Origin of the sequence: Mesorhizobium alhagi CCNWXJ12-2 (assembly GCF_000236565.1) — a bacterium.
Taxonomy (GTDB): Bacteria; Pseudomonadota; Alphaproteobacteria; order Rhizobiales; family Rhizobiaceae; genus Allomesorhizobium; species Allomesorhizobium alhagi.
This window is the reverse complement of the sequence record NZ_AHAM01000250.1, coordinates 1-23,981: the sequence shown is the minus strand read 5'-3', so window position 1 is coordinate 23,981 and position 23,981 is coordinate 1. Positions and strand designations below refer to the sequence as shown.

The 23,981-nt window shown below is 60.7% G+C and carries 20 protein-coding genes and 2 pseudogenes; 4 read left to right on the top strand and 18 right to left on the bottom strand.

Translation table 11 applies throughout. The annotated features are described in order from the left end of the window. Window positions 1–831: 831 nt before the first annotated feature. On the top strand, window positions 832–1,062 hold the full coding sequence (locus tag MAXJ12_RS26500; protein ID WP_008839176.1) for a hypothetical protein: 231 nt from the start codon (window positions 832–834) through the stop codon (window positions 1,060–1,062). 427 nt (window positions 1,063–1,489) lie between these two features. On the opposite strand, the pseudogene MAXJ12_RS39235 reads toward MAXJ12_RS26500, so the two are convergent. From MAXJ12_RS39235 to MAXJ12_RS26485, 5 genes and pseudogenes are all read right to left on the bottom strand, one after another. Then, window positions 1,490–1,710, bottom strand: a pseudogene (locus tag MAXJ12_RS39235) (DUF6429 family protein). A 429-nt stretch (window positions 1,711–2,139) separates the two neighbouring features. Then, entirely contained in the window at window positions 2,140–2,271 is a 132-nt protein-coding gene (locus tag MAXJ12_RS39735) for a hypothetical protein (RefSeq protein WP_008839174.1), read from the bottom strand. 321 nt (window positions 2,272–2,592) lie between these two features. Next, window positions 2,593–3,030, bottom strand: coding sequence for a type II toxin-antitoxin system VapC family toxin (locus MAXJ12_RS26495; protein WP_008839173.1), 438 nt, complete (start codon window positions 3,028–3,030; stop codon window positions 2,593–2,595). Then, window positions 3,027–3,281, bottom strand: a complete 255-nt coding sequence (locus MAXJ12_RS26490) for a type II toxin-antitoxin system Phd/YefM family antitoxin (RefSeq protein WP_008839172.1) — start codon at window positions 3,279–3,281, stop codon at window positions 3,027–3,029. Before MAXJ12_RS26490 ends, MAXJ12_RS26495 begins: the two co-directional genes overlap by 4 nt. Before the next feature lie 482 nt (window positions 3,282–3,763). Further along, window positions 3,764–4,174, bottom strand: a pseudogene (locus MAXJ12_RS26485) (transposase); the annotation flags it as partial. An 869-nt stretch (window positions 4,175–5,043) separates the two neighbouring features. Here MAXJ12_RS26485 and MAXJ12_RS37115 point away from each other — a divergent pair. Further along, window positions 5,044–5,412, top strand: coding sequence for a hypothetical protein (locus tag MAXJ12_RS37115; RefSeq protein WP_139044054.1), 369 nt, complete (start codon window positions 5,044–5,046; stop codon window positions 5,410–5,412). A 906-nt stretch (window positions 5,413–6,318) separates the two neighbouring features. On the opposite strand, the gene MAXJ12_RS37845 is transcribed toward MAXJ12_RS37115, so the two are convergent. The 11 genes from MAXJ12_RS37845 to MAXJ12_RS26420 all read right to left on the bottom strand — a co-directional run bounded on the left by MAXJ12_RS37845 (window position 6,319) and on the right by MAXJ12_RS26420 (window position 18,874). After that, window positions 6,319–6,489, bottom strand: coding sequence for a hypothetical protein (locus MAXJ12_RS37845; RefSeq protein ID WP_008839169.1), 171 nt, complete (start codon window positions 6,487–6,489; stop codon window positions 6,319–6,321). Window positions 6,490–7,121: 632 nt separating this feature from the next. Continuing rightward, on the bottom strand, window positions 7,122–7,613 hold the full coding sequence (locus MAXJ12_RS26470) for a DUF982 domain-containing protein (protein ID WP_008839167.1): 492 nt from the start codon (window positions 7,611–7,613) through the stop codon (window positions 7,122–7,124). Window positions 7,614–8,563: 950 nt separating this feature from the next. Continuing rightward, window positions 8,564–10,018: an NAD-dependent succinate-semialdehyde dehydrogenase gene (locus MAXJ12_RS26460; protein ID WP_008839165.1), complete on the bottom strand. Its 1,455-nt coding sequence runs from the start codon at window positions 10,016–10,018 to the stop codon at window positions 8,564–8,566. 25 nt (window positions 10,019–10,043) lie between these two features. Then, window positions 10,044–11,123 carry an ABC transporter ATP-binding protein gene (locus MAXJ12_RS26455; RefSeq protein ID WP_008839164.1) on the bottom strand — a complete coding sequence of 360 codons (1,080 nt, stop codon included), beginning with the start codon at window positions 11,121–11,123 and terminating at the stop codon, window positions 10,044–10,046. After that, window positions 11,120–11,920, bottom strand: a complete 801-nt coding sequence (locus tag MAXJ12_RS26450; RefSeq protein ID WP_008839163.1) for an ABC transporter permease — start codon at window positions 11,918–11,920, stop codon at window positions 11,120–11,122. Before MAXJ12_RS26450 ends, MAXJ12_RS26455 begins: the two co-directional genes overlap by 4 nt. Window position 11,921: 1 nt before the next feature. Continuing rightward, window positions 11,922–12,782, bottom strand: a complete 861-nt coding sequence (locus MAXJ12_RS26445; protein ID WP_008839162.1) for an ABC transporter permease — start codon at window positions 12,780–12,782, stop codon at window positions 11,922–11,924. A 68-nt stretch (window positions 12,783–12,850) separates the two neighbouring features. After that, entirely contained in the window at window positions 12,851–13,855 is a 1,005-nt protein-coding gene (locus MAXJ12_RS26440) for an ABC transporter substrate-binding protein (RefSeq protein ID WP_008839161.1), read from the bottom strand. 97 nt (window positions 13,856–13,952) lie between these two features. Then, entirely contained in the window at window positions 13,953–15,428 is a 1,476-nt protein-coding gene (locus MAXJ12_RS26435) for an aldehyde dehydrogenase (RefSeq protein ID WP_040588205.1), read from the bottom strand. A gap of 17 nt (window positions 15,429–15,445) precedes the next feature. Further along, window positions 15,446–16,483, bottom strand: a complete 1,038-nt coding sequence (locus tag MAXJ12_RS26430; RefSeq protein ID WP_008839159.1) for an LLM class flavin-dependent oxidoreductase — start codon at window positions 16,481–16,483, stop codon at window positions 15,446–15,448. Between the two features lie 5 nt (window positions 16,484–16,488). Continuing rightward, window positions 16,489–18,294: an alpha/beta fold hydrolase gene (locus MAXJ12_RS26425; RefSeq protein ID WP_008839158.1), complete on the bottom strand. Its 1,806-nt coding sequence runs from the start codon at window positions 18,292–18,294 to the stop codon at window positions 16,489–16,491. Continuing rightward, window positions 18,287–18,874, bottom strand: a complete 588-nt coding sequence (locus tag MAXJ12_RS26420; RefSeq protein ID WP_008839157.1) for an amino acid synthesis family protein — start codon at window positions 18,872–18,874, stop codon at window positions 18,287–18,289. Before MAXJ12_RS26420 ends, MAXJ12_RS26425 begins: the two co-directional genes overlap by 8 nt. A 140-nt stretch (window positions 18,875–19,014) precedes the next feature. Between MAXJ12_RS26420 and MAXJ12_RS26415 the strand changes: the two genes are divergently transcribed. Beyond that, window positions 19,015–19,683, top strand: a complete 669-nt coding sequence (locus MAXJ12_RS26415; protein WP_008839156.1) for a GntR family transcriptional regulator — start codon at window positions 19,015–19,017, stop codon at window positions 19,681–19,683. A gap of 403 nt (window positions 19,684–20,086) precedes the next feature. On the opposite strand, the gene MAXJ12_RS34645 is transcribed toward MAXJ12_RS26415, so the two are convergent. Both MAXJ12_RS34645 and MAXJ12_RS39890 read right to left on the bottom strand, forming a co-directional pair. Then, window positions 20,087–21,979 (bottom strand): adenylate/guanylate cyclase domain-containing protein, encoded by a 1,893-nt coding sequence (locus MAXJ12_RS34645; RefSeq protein WP_085984088.1) that lies wholly within the window; start codon window positions 21,977–21,979, stop codon window positions 20,087–20,089. 258 nt (window positions 21,980–22,237) lie between these two features. Further along, window positions 22,238–22,681, bottom strand: a complete 444-nt coding sequence (locus MAXJ12_RS39890) for a YybH family protein (protein WP_008839154.1) — start codon at window positions 22,679–22,681, stop codon at window positions 22,238–22,240. A 1,171-nt stretch (window positions 22,682–23,852) separates the two neighbouring features. On the opposite strand from MAXJ12_RS39890, the gene MAXJ12_RS35825 reads away from it, so the two are divergent. Further along, the coding region (locus MAXJ12_RS35825) for a Y-family DNA polymerase (RefSeq protein WP_008839152.1) at window positions 23,853–23,981 on the top strand (129 nt) is incomplete at its 3' end.

Genomic DNA, 23,981 nt, shown 5'->3' with positions numbered 1-23,981 from the left:
TCCGGAAGCGGAGCTGACGGCAACGGCCACGCGTATTCGTCCGGTGCTTAACCCGCGGCAGATCGCAGGTGTCGACAGCGAGGGGGGTATTCCGCCAATCTCACCTGCGGCGAGAGCGCGAAGACGATGCTAGTCGATTTCTGCAACAGTGAAAGGCAGATGGCCACCAGGCGCTTGCGCTCCCAGACGATTTAACGACATCGTCTCCGCTTCATTGACTGAGAGCTTGCAGTCACCTTCGATCGCGGCCGAGGTCGCCCAAAATCGTGTTAGGGCAACGTCCGGGAGCCGTTCACGGGCGGGACATCGACGTCGGCACGAGGAAGTTGCGGCATGACCAGTCCGCTTTGCAAACAATTTCCCGTTCCTGGCCGAGCACCGTATGTGACTTGCTTCACGGACCGTTTGCGCTTCCTGGGCTAGAATACGTGCAGTCAATTCGAGCAGATGATGAAGGGATCACTCCGATGTTGACGAATTTCCTATTTGTTACAGTTGGTTCCATTCGCGAATGGAACCGTCGTCGCACCGAGCGAAAGGCCATGTGGACGGCGACGGATGGGCTGAGCCGCTTACCGGGTGACGTTCTTGACGACATCGGTATCTCACGCGACGAAATCACGTGCGCTTTTCACAGTGGCCGAGATCCGCATTCCGGATCGGGGATGGAACGCGGTCGTTGATTTGATCAGGCCACAGTGTCGGCCAAGCGCATGCCGTTAGATTTCGAATCAAAGTTTCCTGTCCGCCTTAAGCAAAGGCATATTACGATGTGCTGATATAGATGCGCGGGGTCAGCTTCGGACTTTTAGACGTTCACGGGGCCTCAACATGACGCTTGAGATCGACCGCATTTCCCAGAGAATTGCCAGAAGCAGCCATGCGGACGGCTACAAACTTTGGCGGACCCAAAAAGACCTCGACACCGAGATTTATCAACTGGCATCCGCAAAGCGGCCGGTCCCGCTCGAACTCGTCAGAATGCGGTCAATCATCGCCAAGGCCCGCGCATTCAGGAACTCGGCAGCCTATCGGCCGGTTCAGGAAATCCACGAGCACTAAGCGTGGAATCTCAAGAACGACTTCGACCCCTACGACTTCATCGACCGTTACAGGGCGCTCGGTGGCAGACGCGAGGCGACTGAGGTCGAAGGTACTGTCATTGTCCGGGCATGGAACGAGGATACACCCGAAGCGGACGAGCTCTGGATCAAAACGATGGCAGGGCTCGGAAACCTGCTTCAGCGGGAGGTTGCCACCTGTTTGCTCGAGAGAGGACGCCTCTAAGCGGTGGGCGCATATATTGCCACCTCTCTCGGCGCGCGAACGGATAGTTGCGCCATCTCATGACCAAGGTGCTTGATGCCGGCGAAGGATACGAATGTCTCGCGCCCGCATGCACGGGCGATCGGGCATAGTCCTTCACCACCGTGTGCCCGTTGTGCGGGAATTTGAGACGATTGCTATAGTTGGCAGCCCCGCCAGATCCTTATGGCCTGGGCCGCGTGAACGGCTCGCGGAACAGTTCCTCCGACCGCTGAAGACCTTCGTCCGGCAGGAGCAAGGACTTCGCCATGTTCACAGGATCTGCAATCAGCCCCGATGCAGCCGATCCGTCACATTCCAATCGAAGCTCTTCCAGGCGCATCGTTCATCGTGCAGCGTCAGCCAGCCGCGACATAAGCATCCGACAGCAGAGTCGCGAAGAATGCCCGCCTGTTCTCGAAGCCGGTCATCGCCCAAGTACGATGCCTTCCTCCATCCGCAGGATTCCGGGTCCTGTCTCGCCGCGTTGGATCTTCATCCAGCCCTGGCAGACGAGCGACATGGATGTATAAAATTGGGCGCAAATAGCGGCCAGGTTGAGATGCCGCTGAAGAAAAAAAAGACCCGCCATGATGGTCGGCGGGCCAGACCTTCCAAGCGCCGATTAAGTGTAGACGCTCGCTGTTGGCTTCGAGGGAGGATCGCAGCCAACTAATTAAATGTAGCATGAGTCGGCACCCAGAGCATTGGGTCACGACCCGTGTGGCCGTCTTGTTGCTCGATATCCACAATATGTTTCGAGGTTGCGAGTGCTTGTCGCGCCCGCAAAAAAAACGAAAACTTGGTGGTTGAGGACGCCTCTCCTATCGCAGTTCAGTATCTTGTATCGGAGGGCGGGTTGAAGGTCCGCACGTTGCCGTCGCCGCTCACTAAGACGCTGCTGCGGCTGATCCCCAGTTCGGCCGCCTGCTTGGCAATCGGCAGTTCATGTTCCCGGTCGATCATCGTCTTGCGCTCCCCGACCAGCCGGCCTTGCCTAGCGCGCCCACGCTGACGACCGCTATGTTTCAGGTCGCGGAACACCGGAGCTATCAATGTCGCCGCCTCGTCGGCGCCTGAAGTTCCGGAGGTGCCTAAAGAACTTGAAAGCTGGGTTGTCTATGATTTCGGCTGCGGATGGTCGCTCGAATGCCGCGCCGGGTGGACTGCGGATTATGTTGATGAGCACCGGTCGGCTCGGTCGCAGGTACGACCCTTAGTGTCGCCAACATTAAACCTTCGTCGATCGACGAGGCCAAGAAGGGCGGCTCTCGGGTCGCCTCCCTCTCATGTGATCTTCATCGGGTCGAGGCATTGGATACCCAGCGGCTGAAAATGCTTCATGTTCGCCGTCAATAGCGTCATAGAGTGCGTCTTCGCGGTCGCCGCAATCATTATGTGGGCAAGCCCGGGATGCTTCCCCGCGGCCGTGGCGGCGTCTTCCATCGCCCCTGCCGTCATTGCCACCGCTGCATCGAACGGCACGGTACTGGCGGCGTAGGTCGTCAGCAGGCCGTGAAGCCACTGGAGTAGGGTTTGCGCCTTCGTGTGGCCCCCCTGGCGGTCGTGCTTGGCAATACCCCTTCTCAACTCATGAAAGGCGAAAGCAGGGATGTAGAGATCAGCCCTATTCGCTGTAAACCAGGCATCGGCCTTTTGAGGCATGGTAGGCTTGCCGGGCGCGAACAGCGAAACGACATTTGTATCCATGAGGTAGCCGCTCACAGATCGACCTCGCGGCTCTGCTGTGTGCGGTCGCGTTCATCGAGTTCAACGCCTTCCGGGAACCCCGGGAAAGTCCTCAAGTAGTCGAGCAGATCGGGCTTGTCGGGATACAGCTTGTCCGCATCGGAAATCGGAACGAGAGCTGCCACAGGCTTGCCGTGCCTCGTGATGGTGATCGGGTCGCCGCCCTCGGCCGCGTCGACAAGCGCGGTCAGGGTGGCTTTGGCTTCCCTGATATTGATGTGTTTCACCGCTGTTGCCTGCCTTGTGGTTGCACGCAACTACATTTAGCAAATCCGTCGTCGATTGCAAGAGGACACTTCCGGGAGAAACAATCCCACGACATCTCGTCCGCGTTGGCGCTTTTTTTGCTGGTTGCGTGCAAGCCGCCAGGGCGAGAATCGAGCTGAAAGAAGTGCAGGTCTGCACGGAGGGCAGCATGGAAAACGTCAGTGTCTTCTCTATTCGGCGTGTTGAGGTCAAGCGCTTTCGAGCTTTCAATGTGTCCGGAGTTTTGGCGTCTTCCGCAGGGCCTTCGCTTCTCTTCGGGATCGGCGTTTTGCCTTCCCAGCATCGGACCAGGAGAACGAGGTGGCCCAATCTGAATCGCGTCCTGACCGCACGATGCGATCGGCGCAAGGCACTAAGCGAACTCACCTCATCCATTGTCCTGCGAAGGACGTGTTTCCACCGGTTGGCGGAACTCTGTTTCCCTCCTTTGCGGCGTCCCCAGTCAGATGGCGGCCGGTGAGGCTTCTCGCGTCCAGCGGAATTCGGTGCCATCCAGCCATATGCGATGCATGATCACCGCCAGGCGACGTGCGGACGTGCGAGTGCTACGATTGCCTTACGCAAGCCACGCCGCTTGGCAACGTTCATCGCCCAGGCTTTTAGCCACGACCATTTCGTCACGCGCGTCAGCAACACTTGGGCGGCTTCATAAAGCAGCGTTCGCATCGTCGCGTCACCGCACAGCGTTACATCCAACACGCTTGCTTTCTCCCGACTCATTGAGCTTCGGTGTCAGCCCCAATATCGGTCCAACAGCCTTCGAGTTCCTGTACCGCTGCGGAATATCGATGGTGCTTGTGAAGGCCAGCGCAGTGATGGGGCCGATACCGGGGATAGTTGTTAGGCGGTTGCAGGCACTTAGGTTGGCAAGTTCGCGCCGGAGCCCGTTGGTCTCATCCGCCAGATCATCATCTAAGTTGGGACCGTCGGCCATTGAGCCGGACTCCGAAAGCAGGTCGTCACGCGCAACGAGGGACGGTCGCATTTGTTCCGCCGCCCAAAGGGGTGTGTGAAAAGCGCCTATTCACAGGCGAGGCCTATTTCTACGACCTTGCTGCCGGTTTGTTGCCTTCGGTTTTCGCTCTCTTTGCTGCCGGCCGCGGTTTGCGGCGTTTTGGCCGAGGAGGCGTAGCAACCTGCCGGCGTTCAGCCTGATAGACGATGTATGCAGCAAAAGCCAATACAGCGAGAACAAACAGCCGGATCATGGCTCACTCCCATTTCCCGCCCAACACGGACATCGAGGGGATGGTTCCCGAACCCGCCAGGAACTACGCAGTAGGCGTCTGCTTAGGGAGTCCAAAAAAGCAGGAAGCAACCAAGAAACGCACAAGCGCACGAGGCTTACCCTTGGGAAACGCACAAGCGACTCCGCAAGTTTAGGCTCATTTTTTTAGAAGTATTGGCGCTACATCAACGGTCCATTAGCTGCGTCCTGCTACCCTCCGCTAGGCTATAGACGGGGCGGGCGGATGAACACTTCACCGACAGAGCGACGCGTACAACGCCGGCTCGCGATCGAGGAACGTCGACTGCGCAAACGCATATCGCGTCGAGCGCGTTTGGCACGTCTGCGGCGTCGCATCGACCGCTGGTGCCTGGTTTCGGGGATCTGGTTTTGTATCGGGATACTCGTCTATCTGACCTCATGGTCGCTTGAGACGGACTCGCCTGCGGCATGGCAGAAAGAAACCGCCAACATATCAGAAACAGCATCTGGAGGTGTACCCCGCGCTGGGCGTCGTATTCGATCGCTTACCACGCCCGTTCGGCATTCGCGGGGGCTCGCCATTAGGCGAAGCCGCCTATAATCCAGCATTGGATTTTGCACTTCGGCCGCGCGTTATCAATTCTTTGCCGAAGCCGGACACATCAGGCAGGTTGTCCGCAACGCCGGAGGCGATCAGTACGGCGGCCGCCCTGACCATTCGGTCGCTGGCGGAGACCACGAAGCCGTCTTCCGATCGTTCGATGGCCGAAACCGTACCGGCCTTGAATGCAGGCGCCGAAACGCTGTGCCTGCATGCGCATATCACTAAGCAATTGCGGTCCGGACATGAGATCGGGAAAGCCCGGATAGTTGCGTATTAAACTGACCATTTCGCGCGGCTGCGGCCGACATCAATCAACAGCGCCCGGCGGCGAAACCTGCCAGGATAAATCGCAGCCGTCGTCAAACCCGCGGGTCCACCGCCGACGATCAGTCAATCCAGATGTGAATCGTTCATATCGCGTCTACCATGAAGGTAGACATGGGTAGCGTCTCCACTGACCAGAACAGATGGGCGCAGCGGTACATGGTCAAAGCGGTCGTTGATCAGAATCGGCAAGACTGGTCCCGCTCGAGGCCGTCGCGTCGATAGACCGCCCGCGCGCAAATTGGCGTCCTGCGCTGCGAACATCGCTGACGCGATGGCTCCGCGGCTGTACCCGTAGAGAACAATGCGGTTAGGGTCGACATTTGGCTGTTCGCGCAGGAACGACAGGGCTGCCCCGATCGCCCGCTGCGTCGCAAGGCCGCAGAAATCCGATGGCCCTCCGACGCGCCGATCCCGCTTGAGAGACCGCTGCGGCAGTGATGTTCAGCCCACGGCGGAAGCGCAGCAGCATTGCGCGATCGACGGTTTCCCCCGCCAATGAAGCGGCCGCCTTGATGATCATGAACAAAAGGCATCGCCCGCCCCGGCCGCGTCAGCAACATCAGGACTGGCTTGAAACAGGCGACACCGCAGGAGGGCTGATCTGATGCTGTACAACGCTTGGCCCTTCTGGTCTCCGCGGCGAGCGCTGTCCTTTGGCCGTGCTGCGTTGTGACCCGCAACTCCCAATAGCCCGGTCAATACATGCCGCCTGTCCACCAGTTCCTCCCAGGGAGTGTGCTGCCATTCTGGGAGAGTCCATCACGAGACGCGAAACGTGTCGACGGTTTGCATCATGCCGCGCTGGCCGCGCTCGACCTTGATTTGCAGGGCTTCTTTGGTGTCCATGTGTTAGCTCCTATTTCATTTCATGCCCGTCCTCGTAGGCTATTGCCTTGATAGCGTTGATATTCGCGCAGATCAGCTCCGCCTTTGAACGTAATTTATCTTCTTCTGCTCGGGCTTCCCGCAGCATCCTGCGAAATTCATCCAAGCCTCTCTGGAGATTTTCTTTTGAGAAGGTATGCATGCTGGAGTCCCTTAGTCTCGGCTATTATCCATGCCTTGTGGTGACCGAGGTTGCCTGATCACCGGCGGTAATAAGATCACCCCGGTATCAGCGAATTCCGCGATGCCGTGATGCCTTGATTGTTGGTGACCCTCACTAGGTTGGTGAGCTTTAAATGAGCGTTGATTTGACTCGTACAATTCTCCCTGTTTTGACCACCACCGGTCTATGACGACCAAGGATTTGGTTGAGCGTTTCGGCAACGATGGTGACGCGCTGGAACGAGAAGCGCGGAAGCTGAACGGGATGTCGCGGTGATCTGCCGGGCTATCAATCCTTCGACGTGATCAAAGGATTGGCCCAATCGCTCAGGCCTGATGGCAGCCTCAAGCTCAGGCTGATCTTCTTGCCACCGCATTTCGAAAACTTCAGCTTCGGCGCGAGATCGTCATGGTCGAATGATCCGGCCCAGCTTGCGAGAACGAACTGACCATTACCTCGCGGGGCGATCACTTGTTTGGTCATGCACCTTGGTCAGCGTGGCCAGCCGACGACGCGCTCAGTTTTGGGCTTGCTCGAACGAACGCGGTAGATTTGTTCTGGAATTCCTGCGCACGCCAAATTTTGCTTTTTGGATATGCCGACCGATGCGCTCAGACGGCACCGCGCGCACATTTCCGCGCATCCAATGACGAGCCGCGCGTAAGATGCGTCCTATCGGCTGTTTCAACCGGCTCCGGATGATGGATCAGCGCTGCCCGCTTGTGGACGCTGTCGACATCGCCGATGAGGTTTCCCGCTTCCTCAACGGCCAGGCGGAACGCCAGGCGAGCAACTTCCGCATCGCCGCCGTCCAGGGCCACGATGCAAGCCTGCCGCGCCGCGCGCACCTTGAGGCTGTCAATCGCGCCGTCCGGCCATTCATAGAGCAGCCAATCCAAGGCCTCGCGGGCGCTGCCGATATTGAAGACATCATCGGCTCGATGTCCATATACCGCAACCGCCTGGTCGAAAGACTTGTCGTCGGGCAGCTTCATCTTCTGCAGTTCCGGCAGCAGCGCATTCTTCTGGCGGATCGCCTGGCTGTTGCGGCGCGTTTTCCTGAGCGCCGCGCCGAAGCGTCCGATTTCATCAAATACCGGCATGGCAAATCTCCCTCGAATACCCCCCGACACAGGGGCCCTCGCATACGGCGGCGGATCAATGTGCCATCGATGTTTCAGGACGATTTCGGCAAAAAGCCTTTTGGTTTCCAAAGCTGAAACATTTGCATGCAAACGAAGCCCCCGGGCGCGACTGTCGCGCGCGTTCCTTTCGTCGGCCCTGGAGCCATCTGAGCCAAGCGAACAAGGCCCGCAAGATCTGGCGCGAGCTCAAGCAGATCAATCCGAGTACTCCCCCGTCGAGCGTATCGGCCGCTGGCCGTCCAAGGCACCCCTCGGATGCCGAGAAGTTCACCGTTGGCCGTCGCAAAGCGGGGCTGATGCAGTGACCACTGCCACGCATTCCGATAATGAAAGGGAGGAGTCGATGTTTCGGACACCAGTTCTTCTTGCATTCTTGACCGCGGTTGTTGCGCTCCGGCGCCTTGCCCATCGACGAGAACTTCCTTGCCTATGCGCGGCGCGAAAGTGCTGCGGTGCCGGCGCGGATCTGGCGATCGATCTCCTACGCGCAACTCCCTACGATCCGTCTCCGCTGCTGCAGAATATTTCGGCAACGACACTCATCCTGCGTGGCGAGGAGGACATGATTGCGGCCGCCGAGCATCGGGGGCACCTGAAGGGTGGCATAGCTGGCGCGGAGCTGTTTTCCCTTCCTGGCCACGGCCACGATCTCCATTGGAGAAAACCCGAGGACGTAGCGCGCTTACGGGCATTTCTTGAGTGATCCGCCGGAGTTAGACGCCTCGAAATGACTGAAATGGGAGCAGGACTTGTCCTTGAGTTTTGTTCCGTGAAGGTCCGAGGAGGGTCAATCCTTCCGATTCTCGAACAAGAAGGTTGCGCCATCTCCGGACCCACGCTCACGCCACAGGAAAGGGTCGCTCCTCGCACCCAGAACAGACCTTCAGCTCTCCTCTACAGCGGCGTGCTCAGTTCAAACCGCCGACGAGAGCGTATTTTTTCTCTACATATTCGTCGATGCCATGGTGTGACCCTTCGCGCGAGTTGCCGCTTTCCTTGATGCCGCCGAACGGCGCCAGTTCGGTCGAGATCGCGCCGGAATTGATACCGACCATGCCGTATTCCAGGCGTTCGGCAACACGAAAGATTCGCGCGGCGTCCCGGGTGAAGAAATACGCAGCGAGACCGAACGCGCTGTCGTTTGCCCTGGCGATCACCTCTTCTTCGCTGTCGAAGCGGAAAATCGGCGCGAGTGGGCCGAACGTCTCTTCGTGCGCAAGATTCATCCGGTCGTTCGCATCGGCAACGATTGTCGGTTCGAAGAAAGTGCGGCCCAGCGTGTGACGGCGCCCGCCCATGACGATGCGACCGCCTTTCCCGATAGCATCTGCAATGTGGCGCTCGACCTTCTGCACCGCCGTCTCGTTGATCAACGGACCCTGGGTAACGCCCTCTCCGATACCTGCTCCGATTTTCAGGCCGCCAACAGCCTCGGCAAGCTTCTCGACGAAGGCGTGATAGATATCGGCATGGGCATAAAACCGGTTCGTGCAGACGCAGGTCTGGCCCATATTGCGGAATTTTGACACCATCGCGCCTGCGACGGCCGCATCGAGATCGGCATCGGCAAAGACGATGAAGGGAGCGTTGCCGCCGAGTTCGAGCGCAACCTTCTTCACCGTTCCAGCGCATTGCCGCATCAACAGCTTGCCGACGTCGGTGGAGCCAGTGAAGCTGACCACACGTATCGCAGGATGCGAGGTCAACACCGAGCCGATGGCCACGGCGTCGCCGGTAACGACGTTGACGACGCCGGCCGGAAAGCCTGCCCGTTGCGCCAGTTCCGCGAGCGCCAGCGCCGTGAGCGGCGTTTCCGGCGCAGGTTTTACCACGACCGTGCAACCGGCGGCGAGCGCTGGCGCAATCTTGCGAGTGATCATCGCGGCCGGGAAATTCCAGGGCGTAATCGCCGCGACGACGCCAGCCGGCTGCCGCATGACCAGGATCCTGGCGTCGCTGCGATGGCTGGGCAGTATCTCGCCGGCGACCCGCTTGGCCTCCTCGGCATAGAATTCGACGTAAGCCGCCGCATAGTCGATTTCGCCAAGAGCTTCGTCCAGCGGCTTGCCCTGCTCGGCTGTCAGGATGGATGCCAAGTCGTGATGATGCTCTGTCATCAGGTCGAACCAGCGCCGGAGGATCTGGCTCCGCTCCTTCGCGGTGCATGCCGCCCAGGCGCAAAAGGCACGCTTGGCAGCCTCAACCGATGCGGTGGCTTCCTCTGCACCGAACCGGGGCACATTGGCGATGAACGCTCCATCGGCCGGGTTCTTCACCGGGTCGGACGGCGTGCCGATAAAATGTCCGTCAACGAGACACTGGTTTCGGAGCAAGACCACATCGGCCAGCGGCAGAGGATTCATCGGCGGCGACTTTCTGGCTGCTCAATCAGGCCGGGAACAGGAATGCAGCAGCGGGATCGAAGAAAACCTGCCGGCTGCGCGAGGCGATGCCTCCATGCCCGTCGGCAGCGTCGGATGTCGGCCTGATGTCGATCTCCTGGCCGGCGGCGGTCCGCGCCACGACCCGCCGCCGCTCGCCAAAGAAGGCGGTATCGATGAACTCGACCGCGAGCTCGGCGCATGATGCGCCTGGCGTAAGGCGAAAGGCTTCCGGCCGCACCATCAGCCTCGCTTTTTGACCGCGGCTCAGACTGTGGTTGGCCTTTACGCCTGAAACGACCGAACCATCCGCCAGACGGATCGTCGCCGAACCGTGGGCAGTTTCGAGACATTCGGCCGGCAGGAAATTCGAATTGCCGATGAAGCCGGCGACAAAGTCGGTTGCCGGGCGCAGGTAAAGATCCTCGCCGCTGCCGATCTGTTCGATGCGCCCCTCCTTGAAGAGGGCTATGCGGTCGGAAAGGTGCAGAGCCTCCTCCTGATCGTGCGTGACGTAGAGGATCGTCACGCCGGTTTCGCGGTGGATGCGCCGGATTTCGGCCTGGATCTCTTCCCGAAGCTTCTTGTCGAGGGCCGAAAGCGGCTCATCCATCAGAAGAATCGGCGGATCGTAGGCCAATGCCCGGGCCAGGGCGACCCGCTGCTGCTGACCGCCGGACAGCGCGCCTGGACGTCTGTCGGCGAAGCCTTCGAGCCGCACCAGCGCCAGCATATCATCGACTTTCCGCTTCACCTCCTTGTCCGGGCGGCGTCGGACGCGAAGCGGAAACGCGACGTTCTCGGCAACGGTAAGATGGGGAAACAGCGTGTAGCGCTGGAACACCATGCCGATATTGCGCTTGTGCGAGGGCACCGAGAGAAGCGAGCTGCCCTGCAGAAGGACGTCGCCGGAGCTTGGGTCCTGAAAGCCGGCAATCGCGTAGAGCGTGGTCGACTTACCGGACCCCGACGGGCCGAGGAAGGTGAGAAACTCGCCTTTCGGAATATCGACGGTGACATCGTGAACGGCAACGACGGCTCCGAACGTCTTCCTTATGTTGCGGATGGAGAGAAAGGGCTGGGTCATTTCGAGAACCTCCGGCGAATGAACGCCGTTACGATCATGAGGAACAAGGTCAGAAGGACGAGAAGGCTCGACGCGGCGGCGATCACGGGGCTCAAATCCTGGCGTAAACTGCCCCAGATCTTGACAGGCAAAGTTTGCAATGTCGGGCTCGCCATGAAGATGGCGACCACGACCTCGTCCCACGAGGCGAGAAAGGCGAAGATCGCCGCCGAAAAAATCCCGATCTTGATCGACGGAAGTGTGACCCGGAGCTTCGCCTCGAGCGGGCTTGCGCCGCAGACGATCGCCGCATCCTCAATGGTCTTGTCGAAGCCTTCCAGCGCCGTCGCGATCGGAATGATGGCGAAGGGCAGCGCCAGCACCGTGTGGGCAATGACGAAGCCGATCGTCGTGCCGCCCAGCCCGAGCCGAAGGAAGAAGGCGTAGATGGCGACCGCGAAGACCACGACGGGCAGGATCATCGGCGTCAGCAGCAGTCCGCGCAGCACGTCGCGTCCGCGAAACTCTCCCCTGACCAGCGCGAAAGAGGCAAAGAGGCCGATAGCGACCGCAAGCACCGCGGCCATCGCGGCGATGCGCATGCTGGTCAACGCCGCGTCGAGCCAAGCCGGATCGGCCAGAAGCTCCTCGTACCATTTCAGGGTCCAGCCGGGCGGCGGGAATGCGAGCCAGCGCGAAGAACCGAAGGACAGGAGCACGATGAAGACCACCGGCAACAGCAGAAAGGCGGCAACCAGCCCGGTGAACCCGAGAAGCACCACGCGCAGCCAGCCCATACGATCGTAATCGAGCAGCACGTCAGACACCTCCCGCCAGGCGCTTGGCGCCGACAAGGCGCAGTTGCAGCGCGTAGAGCGCCATCGTCACGGCAAGCAGGATGAAGGCAGCAGCGCTGCCGAGCCCCCAATTGAGCAGCGACTGGATCATCTGTGCGATCATTTCGGCCAGCATCATGTTGGATGTGCCGCCGAGAAGCGCCGGGGTAACGAAATAGCCGAGCGACATGACGAAAACCATCAGCCCGCCGGCGGCGATACCGGGGAGCGACAGCGGCAGGAGAATGCGGCGAAACGCGGCGATGGGACTGGCGCCGCAAAGGGCTGCCGCGCGCAGCGTCATCGGATCGATGGCGCGCAAGGTTCCGACCAGCGGCAGGATCATGAACGGCAGCATGATGTAGACCATGCCGATAGTGACGCCCGTCAGATTGTTGATGAGGGGCAGCGGCTCGTCGACAACGCCGAGGCCGATCAGGGTGCGGTTGATGACGCCGGTGCGCTGGAGCAGGACCATCCAGGCATAGGTGCGGGTGAGCAGATTGGTCCACATCGACAGAATGATGACGCCGAAGACGATCGAGCCAAGGACGGGAGGCATGATCGCCAGCATCCAGGCGACCGGAAACGCGACGACGACTGTGACGGCTGTAACGACCGAAGCGACGAGGAAGGTGTTGAAGAACACCCGGGCATAGGTGCCGTCGCCGAACAAGGCGGCATAGTTCTGAAGACCAGGTTCCGGCTCGGTCACGCTGCGCAGCAGCAATGCAACGACAGGCACGAGGAAAAACAGAGTGATCAGGACCAAGGCGGGCAGCAGGCCGCCGAAGCCGGAGGGCATTCGCAACGTTGCAAAACTCTGGCGTGCATCGACCGACATGGCGGCAATCCTGGCTGGGTGACGAGGCGGCCGCGCCGCCCCGTCCACTTCAGTTGACATGGCCGGCGCTATTGCGCCTGCCAGGCGTACCAGCGCTCGGCGATGGCGTCGCGGTTCTCGGCCCAGTAGTTCATGTCGAGATTGATCTGCCCCTCGACATAGGCGTCAGGCAGTGACTCGACGACATCTTCCGGCATTTCGGCCTTGGCCGCGGTATTGATAGGCGCATAGCCGCTGGCCTCGGCGAACGACGCCTGGCCTTTCGGACTGGTTGCGGCGGCAAGGAACTTCATCGCCAGGTCCTTGTTCTTCGCGCCTTTGGGGACGACCAGCACGTCGGCCGCCGTCATGTTCTGGTTCCACGACACGCCGACATCGGCCCCTTCTTCCTGAAGCGCGAAGACTCGGCCGTTCCAGAGCTGGCCAAATGTTGCCTCACCGGACGCGATCAACTGCTGCGACTGAGCCCCGCCGCTCCACCAGACGATTTCCGGCTTGATGGTGTCGAGCTTGTTGAAGGCGCGGTCGAGGTCGAGCGGATAGAGCTTGTCGGCCGGCACGCCGTCGGCCAGCAGCGCGATCTCGATTACGCCGGGTGCCGACCATTTGTAAAAGGTCCGCTTGCCGGGGAATTTCGCCAGATCGAACATGTCGGCCCATCCGGCCGGCTCGCCCGACACAGCGCCCTTGTTCCAGGCAAGCACGAATGAATAGTAGAAGCTGCCGACCGCATGTTCGGTGGTGAAACGCGGATCGAGATCGGCCTTCGGCACAACATTGAAATCGATCGGCTCGAGCAGGCCGTCCTTCGCAGCCTTGATGGCGAAATCCATCTCGACATCGACGACATCCCAGCTGACATTGCCGCTGTCGACCATGGCCTTGAGCTTGCCGTAGTCGGTCGGGCCATCCTGCAGCACCTTGATCCCGGATTCGACTGTGAACGGTTCCGCCCAGGATTTGGTCTGCGCTTCCTGGGTGGTCCCGCCCCAGCTCGTGAAAACTATTTCCTCAGCCTGTGCGGCTGTGGTGGTCAAAAGTCCGGCCATGATGCCGGCAAATATCAGTTTCATGTCGTTCTCCTCTTTGTTTGTTTTGGTTTCAGTTCGCTGTCGCTTTGACTGTCCCTGCCCCCTGCCCTCAGATTGGGCGTCAGTGCCGGATCTTTCTTCACCGCATGACGAAGGGGTCGGGAATCGGCTCATCCGAGGTTCGTATCCAGACGGATTTCGACCGTGTGTAGTCGCGGATCGCGTCCAGCCCTCCCTCACGGCCGAGCCCTGACAGGCCATAGCCGCCGAATGGAACCAGCGGCGAGACGGCCCTGTAGGTGTTGATCCAGACCACGCCAGCGTGAATGCTGCGCGCCATCCGGTGCGCCTTGCCGAGATTGCTGGTGAACACGCCGGACGCGAGTCCGAACGGTGTGTCATTGGCGAGCGCCAGCGCTTCCGCCTCGCTGTCGAACGGCAGGACGCTCAGCACAGGGCCGAAAAGCTCTTCACGCACGCAAGGGAGGTCTGGGGCAGCGGCTTCGATGATTGTCGGCGTATAGTAGAAGCCGCCTGCTAGGCCCTCGGGCCTGGTCCCGCCGGTGACGAGCCGGCCGCCTTTCGCCAGGCTCTCGGCGACGATCTTTTCGATCCAATCACGCTGCTTCGATGTGGCGAGCGGACCCATCTCGGTGGCCGGATCCTGCGGATCGCCGATCTTGATGGATTCGGCCTTGCGCTTCAATTGACCGATAAATTCCTCTTTCACCGGGCGCTCGACCAGGAGGCGCGAGCCGGCGACGCAGCTTTGGCCGGTGGCGGCGAATATACCGGCCACCACAGCATTCACTGCACTGTCCAGGTCGGCGTCGGCGAAGACCACCACTGGGCTCTTGCCGCCGAGCTCGAGCGTCGTATAGGCGAGGTTTTCGGCGGTGTTCCTGACGATTTCACGCGCGGTCGACGGACCGCCGGTGAAGGCGACGCGCGAGACCAGTGGATGGCTGGTGAGACGCCGCCCGCAATCATGTCCGAACCCCGTCAGGATATTCACCGCCCCGGCGGGAAACCCCGCTTCGTGGACCAGTTCGGCGAATGCCAGCAACGGCGCGGGCCCGTCCTCCGACGCCTTCAGAACGACCGTGCAACCGGCGGCCAACGCCGGACCCAGTTTCACTGCCGACAGAAAAAGCTGCGAGTTCCACGGCACGACGGCTGCGACGACGCCGATCGGCTCCGGCCGTATCGTTACCTCCATATCCACCTTGTCGATCGGGACGTATGCGCCCTCATGCTTGTCGGCGAGCCCGCCATAGTAACGGTAGTAGTCGCCGACATAGGCGATCTGCGCCCGCGTCTCCCGAATGATCTTGCCGGTGTCGCGGGTTTCCAGTTCGGCCAGGCGATCGGCATTGGCCACGACCAGATCACCCAGGCGCACCAAAAGTTTGCCACGGGCGGTCGCTGTCATCGAAGCCCAAGGCCCGGAGCGCAGCGACCGGTGAGCCGCTTCGACGGCGCGGTCGACATCGGCTTCCGTCGCCGCCGGCATTGTCGCCCAGGCCGCGCCCGTCGACGGATCGACGCTGTCGAAAGTCGCGGCCGGCTCGCCGAACCGGCCGTCTATATAGTTTTTGAATGCAGCTTTGGTCATCACGATCTCGCCTGCGGTCACCGGAAAGCCGGCATCACCCTGTCGATGAAGAGCTGGAGCGACTTCTTCTTGCGTTCATTCGAGAGCCCGCTGTCGATCCAGATCGAATACTGGTCGTAGCCGAGCGCCTCGTAGCCTTTCAGGCGGGCGATCACCTCGTCAGGTTCGCCGATGACCAGATTCCGCCTGATCTTGTCCGGCGCATATTGCGGCATGGCCGCGATTTCGTCGGCTGTCAGCGGCTCCAGAATGCCCTGATGCACAGGCTTCTTGTTCTGGAACCACGCGCCGAACTGGCAGTAGAAATTCGACAGATCATTGGTCAGCCGCTCGGTCTCGGCGGCATCTTCCGCGACGAAAGTGTGCATCAGGAGCATGATTTCGGGCCGGTCTATCTCGGGATGGGCCTCGCAAGCCGCGTTGAAGCGCTCCATCAGGCTCGTGACCTCGCCATCGCCCGAGGCAAGCGGCGTCACCTGAACATTGCATCCGCTGGCTACGGCAAAGTCGTGCGAATTGGGGTCGCGGGCGGCCACCCAGATCGGCGGATAAGGCGTCTGCAGCGGCTTGGGAGATGAGGTGGTCGAAGGGAACGACCAGAACTCTCCGGAAAGTTCGAAATCGCCGTCCCACAGGCCCCGGATCGCCGGGATCATTTCGCGCATGCGCTGGCCCGCGCCCCAGGCGTCGAGCCCGGGGGAAAGCCGCTGGTATTCGTAGCTGTAGGCGCCGCGGGCAATGCCGATATCGAGCCGGCCGCCGGTGGCGATATCGGCCATCGCCGCCTCGCCGGCGAGCTTGATCGGGTGCCAGAACGGAGCGACGATGGTGCCGGTGCCGAGGCGGATACGATGCGTCCTCGCGCCGAGATAGGCGATGCTGATGAACGGGTTGGGCGAGATGGTGAATTCCATCCCGTGATGTTCGCCGATCCAGGCTGTCTCGAAGCCTGCCTGCTCCGCCATCAGCACGAGTTCCTCGAGCTCCGTCAGCAGCTCGACATGCGGCTTCGTCGGATCGGCGCGTTCCATGTGCACGAAAAGCGAGAATTTCATTCTTTTTACCTGACACCGGAAAAAGGGACGGCGATGGACACCGGCTTTGCAAGTGGCTGCACTTCGCCTTCGAGATCGCTGCCGACGTAGACGCCAAAGGCATCCTCGGTGCGTTCGCGAGCATAGCGGGCAAGCATGGTGCGCACCGCCGGGTCGGCGATGTTCAATTCAGCGATACGCTCGATATCCACGAGACGGGCCTGTCGGTCGCCGGGCAGTGACGCATCGAGAGTGCCACGGTAGTAGACATGAGTGCGCGACGGCTTCGCAGTGTCGTCCCAGACCGCGAAGAGAAAGCCCAAATGGGCATCGATTGCCTTGGCGGCAAAAAGTGCTTTGAGGCTTCCAGCCTCGCTTGCCGTGCCGAGCCCGGTCCCGGCAGGCAATTCGTAGCACCCGTCCGCCGTTTCGAAGAACAGCACACGGCCATTTTGTTCGAGGATGGCGCCGACCTCCATGTTCGGTGGCGCTGTTGCAAGCGCCTCCTGACTGAGACCGAGATTGACATAGGCGCCGCGGCAATAGCCGAGCGGCTGCGATCCATTGTGGGAAAAATTGCGGACGCGGCCGATGAGGATCGAATGATCGCCGGCGTCGACCAGTTGTTCCATGTCGCAATCGAAAGCGGCGACAGAGCGGTCGATCACAGGAGAGCCCGTCGAACCTGGGCGCCATTCGACCGCAGCGAACTTGTCCGCTGCCTTCGATGCAAAAACGCCGGATGCGGCCTTCTGGCTCTCGCTCAGGATGTTGACGGCAAAGCCCTTCGCAGCGGCAAACACGGGATGTCCATGCGCCTTCCTGGCGATGCAGACCAGGATCAGCGGCGGATCGAGCGACACCGACGTGAACGAGTTGGCCGTGAACCCCCTGGGTTCGCCGTCGGGTCCGACGGTGGTGACTATGGTGACGCCGGTCAGGAAGGATCCAAGCGCCCGCCGGAACTCGGCCGCGTCGAAGTAGACATCCATTCCCATTTTTTCTGATGTCTTCGCCCCCTCGCCTTCGAGAAAGGCAGCGATATGCTCCGTCACTTTCGCGGGTGACGCGAGGGCCATCATATGCTTTTCGCCGTCCAGCACGATGCAGCGGCCAAGCGGCGCCAGGCGCGCCATCGCCGCCGACATTGCCGGGGATGAGTTCTTGTCCTCAGATCCGGTCATGAACAGAGCCGGCATCGCCAATTGCGGCAAGCGGTCGGCATGTTCCGCGTCGGCATGGGCGAAAAGCCGATAGGTGCGCGCGTAGCCTTCGGGATCGACGCGCTCCAGCGCGTCGCGAGCCTTCGCCGCGGCTTCAGCCAATTCAGCCGGCACCGGATCGCCGAACCAGCGCGCGATCGTCGCGGCGACGCCGGACGCATCACCATGACCGTTCAGGCCTGCCGCACGCTCGCGCACGGCCCGGGCGAGCGACGGAGGCCGCCGGAACACGGCGTTGAGCGAAACGATCCGCCGGACGCGCTCGGCCGCGCTCAGCGCCACTTCCTGGGCAACCAGCGCGCCCATCGAATGGCCGACGATCGACACCTTTTCCAGACCGAGATGATCGATGAGCTCGATCACCTGGCTGGCGTAGTCGGAAAGAACCGGACTTTCCGGCGGCAGCCGGGATTCGCCATGGCCAAGCATGTCGATGGCGATCACGTCATAGCGGCTTTTCAGAAGCTCGATCTGAGGCTGCCAGATCGTCGCATTCATGCCGACCCCATGGATCAGCAGCAGCGGCTCGCCGGCTCCAGAGCGGATATAGCTGGTCGTCCCGGCGGACCCGCCGTGTATACGGGCCGGCATGGTGAGCCGCTCAGCCATGAAGGTTTCCAACCTCTTTGAGATCCTGATAGCGGTCGCCGATGCGGTGGTGCGGGCGACCGCCGATCGATGCGCCCAGCGCCACGACCAGTTCGTCAGGACCCGGCGCATCGCCGATCTGAAAATGCACGGTCAGGTAATGCGAACGGCGGCCTTCGTCATTCTTGTCCATCAGCGGAATCATGATCGGGGTGTTCGGTCCGCCACGCAGATTGGTGAAGGCGAGATAGGTCTTGGCGCCGACTGCACGGCGATAGTGATTGCCGAAATGCAGCGTGTGGATCAGAGCCGACGCATGCTCGATTTCACCCGCCGTCCCGCAGATCGCCGCCTTGCCGTAACCCTCAATCGCCTCGCCTGAACCGGCGACGGCGAGAATTTCCCGTGTCAGCGTTTCGCCGAGCACCGGGGCATAGGCGCGGATTTCCGGCGACAGATCGTCGGTGAAGCCGCGCCCCGCCCACGGATTGTCGAGCACGGCCGCAACGCCGATCAGGCGCAGCGGCCTGGGCGCTGCCTTGCCGCCTTCCATCAGCGTGTTCTCGACATAGGTGACGATCTTTCGAACGGCGGGCTTCATGGAGTGATCCTCGATCGGTCAGGCAGTGTCCCGCCTTGTATTCCATCTGATGGTATACCATACTATCGCCTACCAAATGTCTTGTCAATGGACTACCGAATCTGATTTCCTTGGCCGCTGCAGAAAGGCTTCCCCCAACGATGGACGAAACCCTTCGGATCGAACGCTCGACCAAGACGCTGCGGACGCTGGCGCTCGAGCGCATGCGCGAAGCGATCATGGACTTTCGTTTTCAACCCGGCGAAAGACTGGTCGAACGGCCGCTGTGCGACCAGCTGGGGGTGAGCCGGTCCGTCGTCCGCGAGGTCCTGCGACAATTGGAGGCCGAGGGCCTCGTCGAGATAATCCCGGGGCATGGCCCAGCTGTTGCGCGGCCGGATCTGAACCGCACCGACGAGATCTATGAACTGCGCGCGCTGCTCGAAGGGATTGCGGCGCGCGCCTGCGCCCAATCGGCGACGGACCGCCAGATCGCTGCTCTCGATCGCGCCTTCGAAGGGCTGCTCAAGGCCTGGGCATCGAGCGAGCCGACCAAGGTGATGCGGGCAACGACAGCGTTTTATGAGCAGCTTTTTGATGCGGCCGGCAAGCGCATCGCCTGGGAGGTCGTGCAAGGGTTGAATGTTCGCATCAATCAATTGCGGTCGATGACCATCGCTTCGACGGACCGCCGCGAACCGGCGATCGCCGAGATGACCGCCATCATGAATGCGATCAGGTCCCGCAATCCCGACCAGGCCGAGGCGGCGGCCCGACGTCATGTCGAACAAGCCTGGCATATCGCACAAGAGTTGCTGCGGTCGAGGTGATGTGGCACCGTGAAGCTCCCGTGTCAGATACGGGGGTTGCGCTGGGTTCTGCGGCCGCCCACTCGCGTTTTCCCACAGACGATCCCTTTGCAAAGGACGACTTCAGGAAAAAATGCCCATCGCGGTGTCAACGTCCGGAATCGTGACCTTCGTTTCCACCGGAATCAGATCGACTATATGTCTTGAAGGGTCATTCGCGTGAATTCGGCCGGGGCGAACGAACTTCCGGAAGGGGGTCGCGAGTTGTCGTTCCGGCCATAAGATCGGCCGTTCAATGGGCCGTCGAACACGCGCTGCCTGCTATGGTTCAATGTAGCACAACGTCAGCGATAGCAGCCCGCCAGATACTACACAGTGCCAACTGACCGTCAGTCAGCCTCTTCTTCTCCCCAACTCCCATGGCCTATTTGTCCAACCCGCCAGCGGCGCGGATGTCGTCCAACCAGCGCCGCCGCAGGTCATCTGAAAGCGGCAAACGGATATATTCGCTTGCGACCCAGTCTGGGCGTTCCCTCAGGAACGCCGCTAGCGTGTCTCGGGCCTGCTGCGGCTGCCCCAGGCGGGCGTAACAGGCGGCGAGAACCTGAGCGGGACCATCGTCCATTCCTTGGATGATCTCCACGCATTCGTCGTAGTGCCCCGCCAGGTAGGAGGCCCAGGCCAATCCATTGAAATAGAACTCCGGCCAGAAGGACGGTCCGTCTGGTTCGCGGCGGATCGCTTCCTTGGCCCACGCGACGGCCTCCTCAGGGTTCCCGCACTCGGCCATCGCGGGTACGAGCGTGCCGCGTACCCAGGGATCGTAGGGTGTCAGTTTCACCGCCGCCCTGGCCTTTGCGATGCATGCGGCGAAATCACCGACGGCTTGATGCGTGAAGGTGGATATCCAGTGGAAGTAGTATTCCTCGAAGCGGGATCGCCGACCGGCCCTGAAAAAGCGCGCGGAATCCGCAGCGAGCCTTTGCATCTCCACCACGCTGTAGGCGACCTCCTGCCTCGGGACGCGGTAGATGTTGGAATAGTGCACGAACGCAATTTTGATGCGAAGCAAGGGTGAATCAGGAAAGCGCTCCAAGCCTGCAACATAGATTTCACGGGCCTGATTCAACTCCTCGTTGGTGAAGCGCAGGTGGTGGGTATGTCCGCGCACGTAGTAGTCGTACTCGGTGAGCTCGGCCTCCGGCTTGCTCCAGGCGATGCGTTCATATGCTTCCCGCATCCTTCCGGTCATGCCGCCGAGTGAGTTGGATAACGTGTCCGCCGCTGCTTTCTCGAGCACTGTGGGATCATTGCTCGCCTGTTCGAAGCGTGTCGACCAAAGGTGTGTGTCAGCCATTCCGTCGATTAGCTGCGCTGTTATCACTGTTCCGTTGCCGCCGCGCCGCACCGTGCCCTCGATGACGAACTGGGCGGCAAAGCCGCGCGCAATGTCCCGGATATCGGCGGGGTCGTTGGTTTGACCGACGCTCGACGTACCGGATACGACCTGGAACTCGGGGAAATTCCATAGGAGGTCGCGCAAATCCTCGGTTATGCCGATGCCCAATTTGTCATGCGCAGGATCGCCAGTGAGGTTCTGGAACGGCAGCACCACGATGATGGGAACGCCGATAGTAGAATCGGGAGTCGAAGCGACTGCCGGTTGCTCGGGTCGAAGTTTTTCATAGCCGTACCAGCCAGCAGTTGCCGCGAGGGCCAAGAACAGGGCCGCTGCGACCGCCCGCCATGGCCTGAGCTTGGCGCGGTGGCGTTTCGATCCCATATGAGGACTGGAGGCGCTCGCATCGAGGGCGACGCGATAGACGGAAATCGGCTCGGCGATGTTTTTCACTCGGTGCTCGCCCACCGATTCGAAACCGAACGCCAGCTTGTGCTTGACGTCCTCGACAACTGTTCTTGAGAGTGCGACGCCGCCTGGTTCGGCTAGCTGCTGCAGCCTGGCCGCGATCACCACGCCCTCGCCGTGACGGTCCTCTCCCTCTACGATAACGTCGCCGAGATTGATGCCTATGCGAATGTAGATGCGTTGGTCGTCAGCCACGCCGTCGTTGCGTTCGGCCATGCCGTGCTGGAGAACGACCGCGCATTCGACGGCGTCAACTACGCTGGAGAATTCGGCCAAGATGCCGTCGCCCATCAGCTTGAAGATGCGGCCGTGGTGTTTCTCGATTTCCGGCTCGAACAACTCCTTGCGGTGCGCCCGCAGCCGTTCGAATGTCGCCGTCTCATCCGTCTCGATGAGACGGCTGTAGCCGACCACATCCGCAGCCAGTATGGCGGCCAATCGGCGTTCCATTGTCCAGATGCCTAGCAATCAAGGCGAAGTAGCGGCCAAATCCTAGAACTGAAATGAGGTAATTGCGAGCCCGGCATGGAGCACTGCATTCTTTGACGCTGGATGGAGGAAGGGCGGAAGGTCCATCACCAGCATGAACTCCCTTGCCAGACAATGTACGCGACCCCTCGAGGGTGCAGGTCTTGGCGCTGTGCGGATCATGACCGCGCGAGCTGGCGCAGCGACCCAGTAGCGGTTTCTCCTGTCGGAAGCCGTTGATCAGTTGAAGGTATGCAGCCTCAGTTTCAGGCTGCTATCTGCCTGTTTTTCGAAGACGTGGGTTGCCAGCCCGGCCCACGGCTGATCTGCACCATTGGCGTCTTTGCCATTGGCCGACCATTTCGCCGTGGCAAACAGCAGGTCGCCGTCGCCTTGTGCCTCGATCAGTTCGAGCTTGTGGCCTGTTACCCCCATGTCGAAGAGTCCCCCAAAGAATTTCTCGACCCCGTCCGGTCCCTTGATGACGTCATGTGTGGCGGGCAAGAAAATCGCGTTGTCGGTGTAGAACGCCGCAACCGCCTTTGCGTCTGCTTTGTTGAACGCAGCGTCCCAGGCCACGTAGTTGGCCTTCACCTGATCCTCAACCGGGTCCGCCTTGGCTGGGGACCACGCGACGAGGCAAAGGGAAAGCACCGCGAAAGTCGCAGTCAGCAGTCGAACCATGATGTCCTCCCACAAATTTAGCGGCACGGTACGGCAGATGCCGCATAAGAATAATACGCCTGGTTCGCTGGGCAGTCGACTAAGCCGTTTGGGGTGGTCGTCTAACCATCCGCAACGCCAACGGGACAGCCGCAATCGGCTCCAAGGGAACGGTTTGGTTCGGTCGGAGGCAGCACGCACGCTGGGATCAGTCTCCTGAATGCACGTCTGGGCCAGATTTCCGGCCGATGCGGTTTGCGGCCGCAGGGGGGTCTTGTTTCCAGTCTCGGTGAACGTCCGCTCCGAGATACCATTCCGTCTCAGGAACGGCCGCTCAGAGTCCGTTCCGGTTCGGGAAACACCACGTCGGCGGAGATCCTCGCGCTCGGAGCGGAAGCGGGCATAAAGGCTAACGTTCTTTTCCCGGCAGACGCTCATGACCATATCCCGCATTTCGCAGGACAGACGATCGACATAGGATTCTTCAGAGAGATCTATCAGGCGAATTGCGTTGACGTCGGCAAGCCGGTGATCCGGCGGGAATATAACGACGTAGCGCTCGCTGTTTCGGGAGCCGTTGTAGCTGTAGCGATGATCGAGCGGCCGCGGCAGTGACACATCGCAGCGCCCGGGGCATCGTCGTCTATTGGATCAATAATCCACGCTTGCTCGAGGCTGGTTCAGCGGCTCTCTGGAAGCCTGCTCCTGCGCGGCCGCGACAGATGGATCGTGCCGTACACGTATCCGAACCTTGACGTCAGCAGAGGCGGAAGCGTGGCAATCGCTGCGGCTGGAATTGGCACGAGATTTCCCCTTAGGTTTTCTCATCACCGCCGAGGAAGCGGCAGACACTCCCATCGAGCAAAACGGCATCGTAGAAACGCTTCGAGCGCCCCACATCATTCCTCCCTAGCGAAACATGGTGGATCACAACAGCCTCCGTTTTGACCTTGTTCGATAATGACAGCTTCCGCTCTTTGTTCCCACAGAGCGTCTTTCCGCTTCGTTCCCCGCGACCAAACTGAGACATTCGCGACGCCGAACACCGTGACTATGCCGAGCCGCGGCGGCGGTTTTATCGAAAGTCCCGTGGCTTAGGCAGCTGATCGGCATAGTCTCCGACTCAGGATCAGATTCCTACGCGCATATCTATCGCATCAAGGTGAAGACGCGGGATTTCCGGTAGGCAAGAATGGACACGACCGCCACGATCCTCCATGCCGATCTCGACGCTTTCTATGCTTCGGTCGAGCAACTGCTGAACCCGTCGCTGTGCGGCAAGCCGATCGCCGTTGGTGGCGGTGTCGTGCTTGCTGCCTCT

Coding starts and splice junctions, on each gene's coding strand:
- MAXJ12_RS26500 (WP_008839176.1), top strand. CDS start 832: ATGACGCTTGAGATCGACCGCATTTCCCAGAGAATTGCCAGAAGCAGC.
- MAXJ12_RS39735 (WP_008839174.1), bottom strand. CDS start 2,271: ATGATCGACCGGGAACATGAACTGCCGATTGCCAAGCAGGCGGCCGAA.
- MAXJ12_RS37845 (WP_008839169.1), bottom strand. CDS start 6,489: ATGCATACCTTCTCAAAAGAAAATCTCCAGAGAGGCTTGGATGAATTT.
- MAXJ12_RS26470 (WP_008839167.1), bottom strand. CDS start 7,613: ATGCCGGTATTTGATGAAATCGGACGCTTCGGCGCGGCGCTCAGGAAA.
- MAXJ12_RS26460 (WP_008839165.1), bottom strand. CDS start 10,018: ATGAATCCTCTGCCGCTGGCCGATGTGGTCTTGCTCCGAAACCAGTGT.
- MAXJ12_RS26455 (WP_008839164.1), bottom strand. CDS start 11,123: ATGACCCAGCCCTTTCTCTCCATCCGCAACATAAGGAAGACGTTCGGA.
- MAXJ12_RS26445 (WP_008839162.1), bottom strand. CDS start 12,782: ATGTCGGTCGATGCACGCCAGAGTTTTGCAACGTTGCGAATGCCCTCC.
- MAXJ12_RS26440 (WP_008839161.1), bottom strand. CDS start 13,855: ATGAAACTGATATTTGCCGGCATCATGGCCGGACTTTTGACCACCACA.
- MAXJ12_RS26435 (WP_040588205.1), bottom strand. CDS start 15,428: ATGACCAAAGCTGCATTCAAAAACTATATAGACGGCCGGTTCGGCGAG.
- MAXJ12_RS26430 (WP_008839159.1), bottom strand. CDS start 16,483: ATGAAATTCTCGCTTTTCGTGCACATGGAACGCGCCGATCCGACGAAG.
- MAXJ12_RS26425 (WP_008839158.1), bottom strand. CDS start 18,294: ATGGCTGAGCGGCTCACCATGCCGGCCCGTATACACGGCGGGTCCGCC.
- MAXJ12_RS26420 (WP_008839157.1), bottom strand. CDS start 18,874: ATGAAGCCCGCCGTTCGAAAGATCGTCACCTATGTCGAGAACACGCTG.
- MAXJ12_RS26415 (WP_008839156.1), top strand. CDS start 19,015: ATGGACGAAACCCTTCGGATCGAACGCTCGACCAAGACGCTGCGGACG.
- MAXJ12_RS34645 (WP_085984088.1), bottom strand. CDS start 21,979: ATGGAACGCCGATTGGCCGCCATACTGGCTGCGGATGTGGTCGGCTAC.
- MAXJ12_RS39890 (WP_008839154.1), bottom strand. CDS start 22,681: ATGGTTCGACTGCTGACTGCGACTTTCGCGGTGCTTTCCCTTTGCCTC.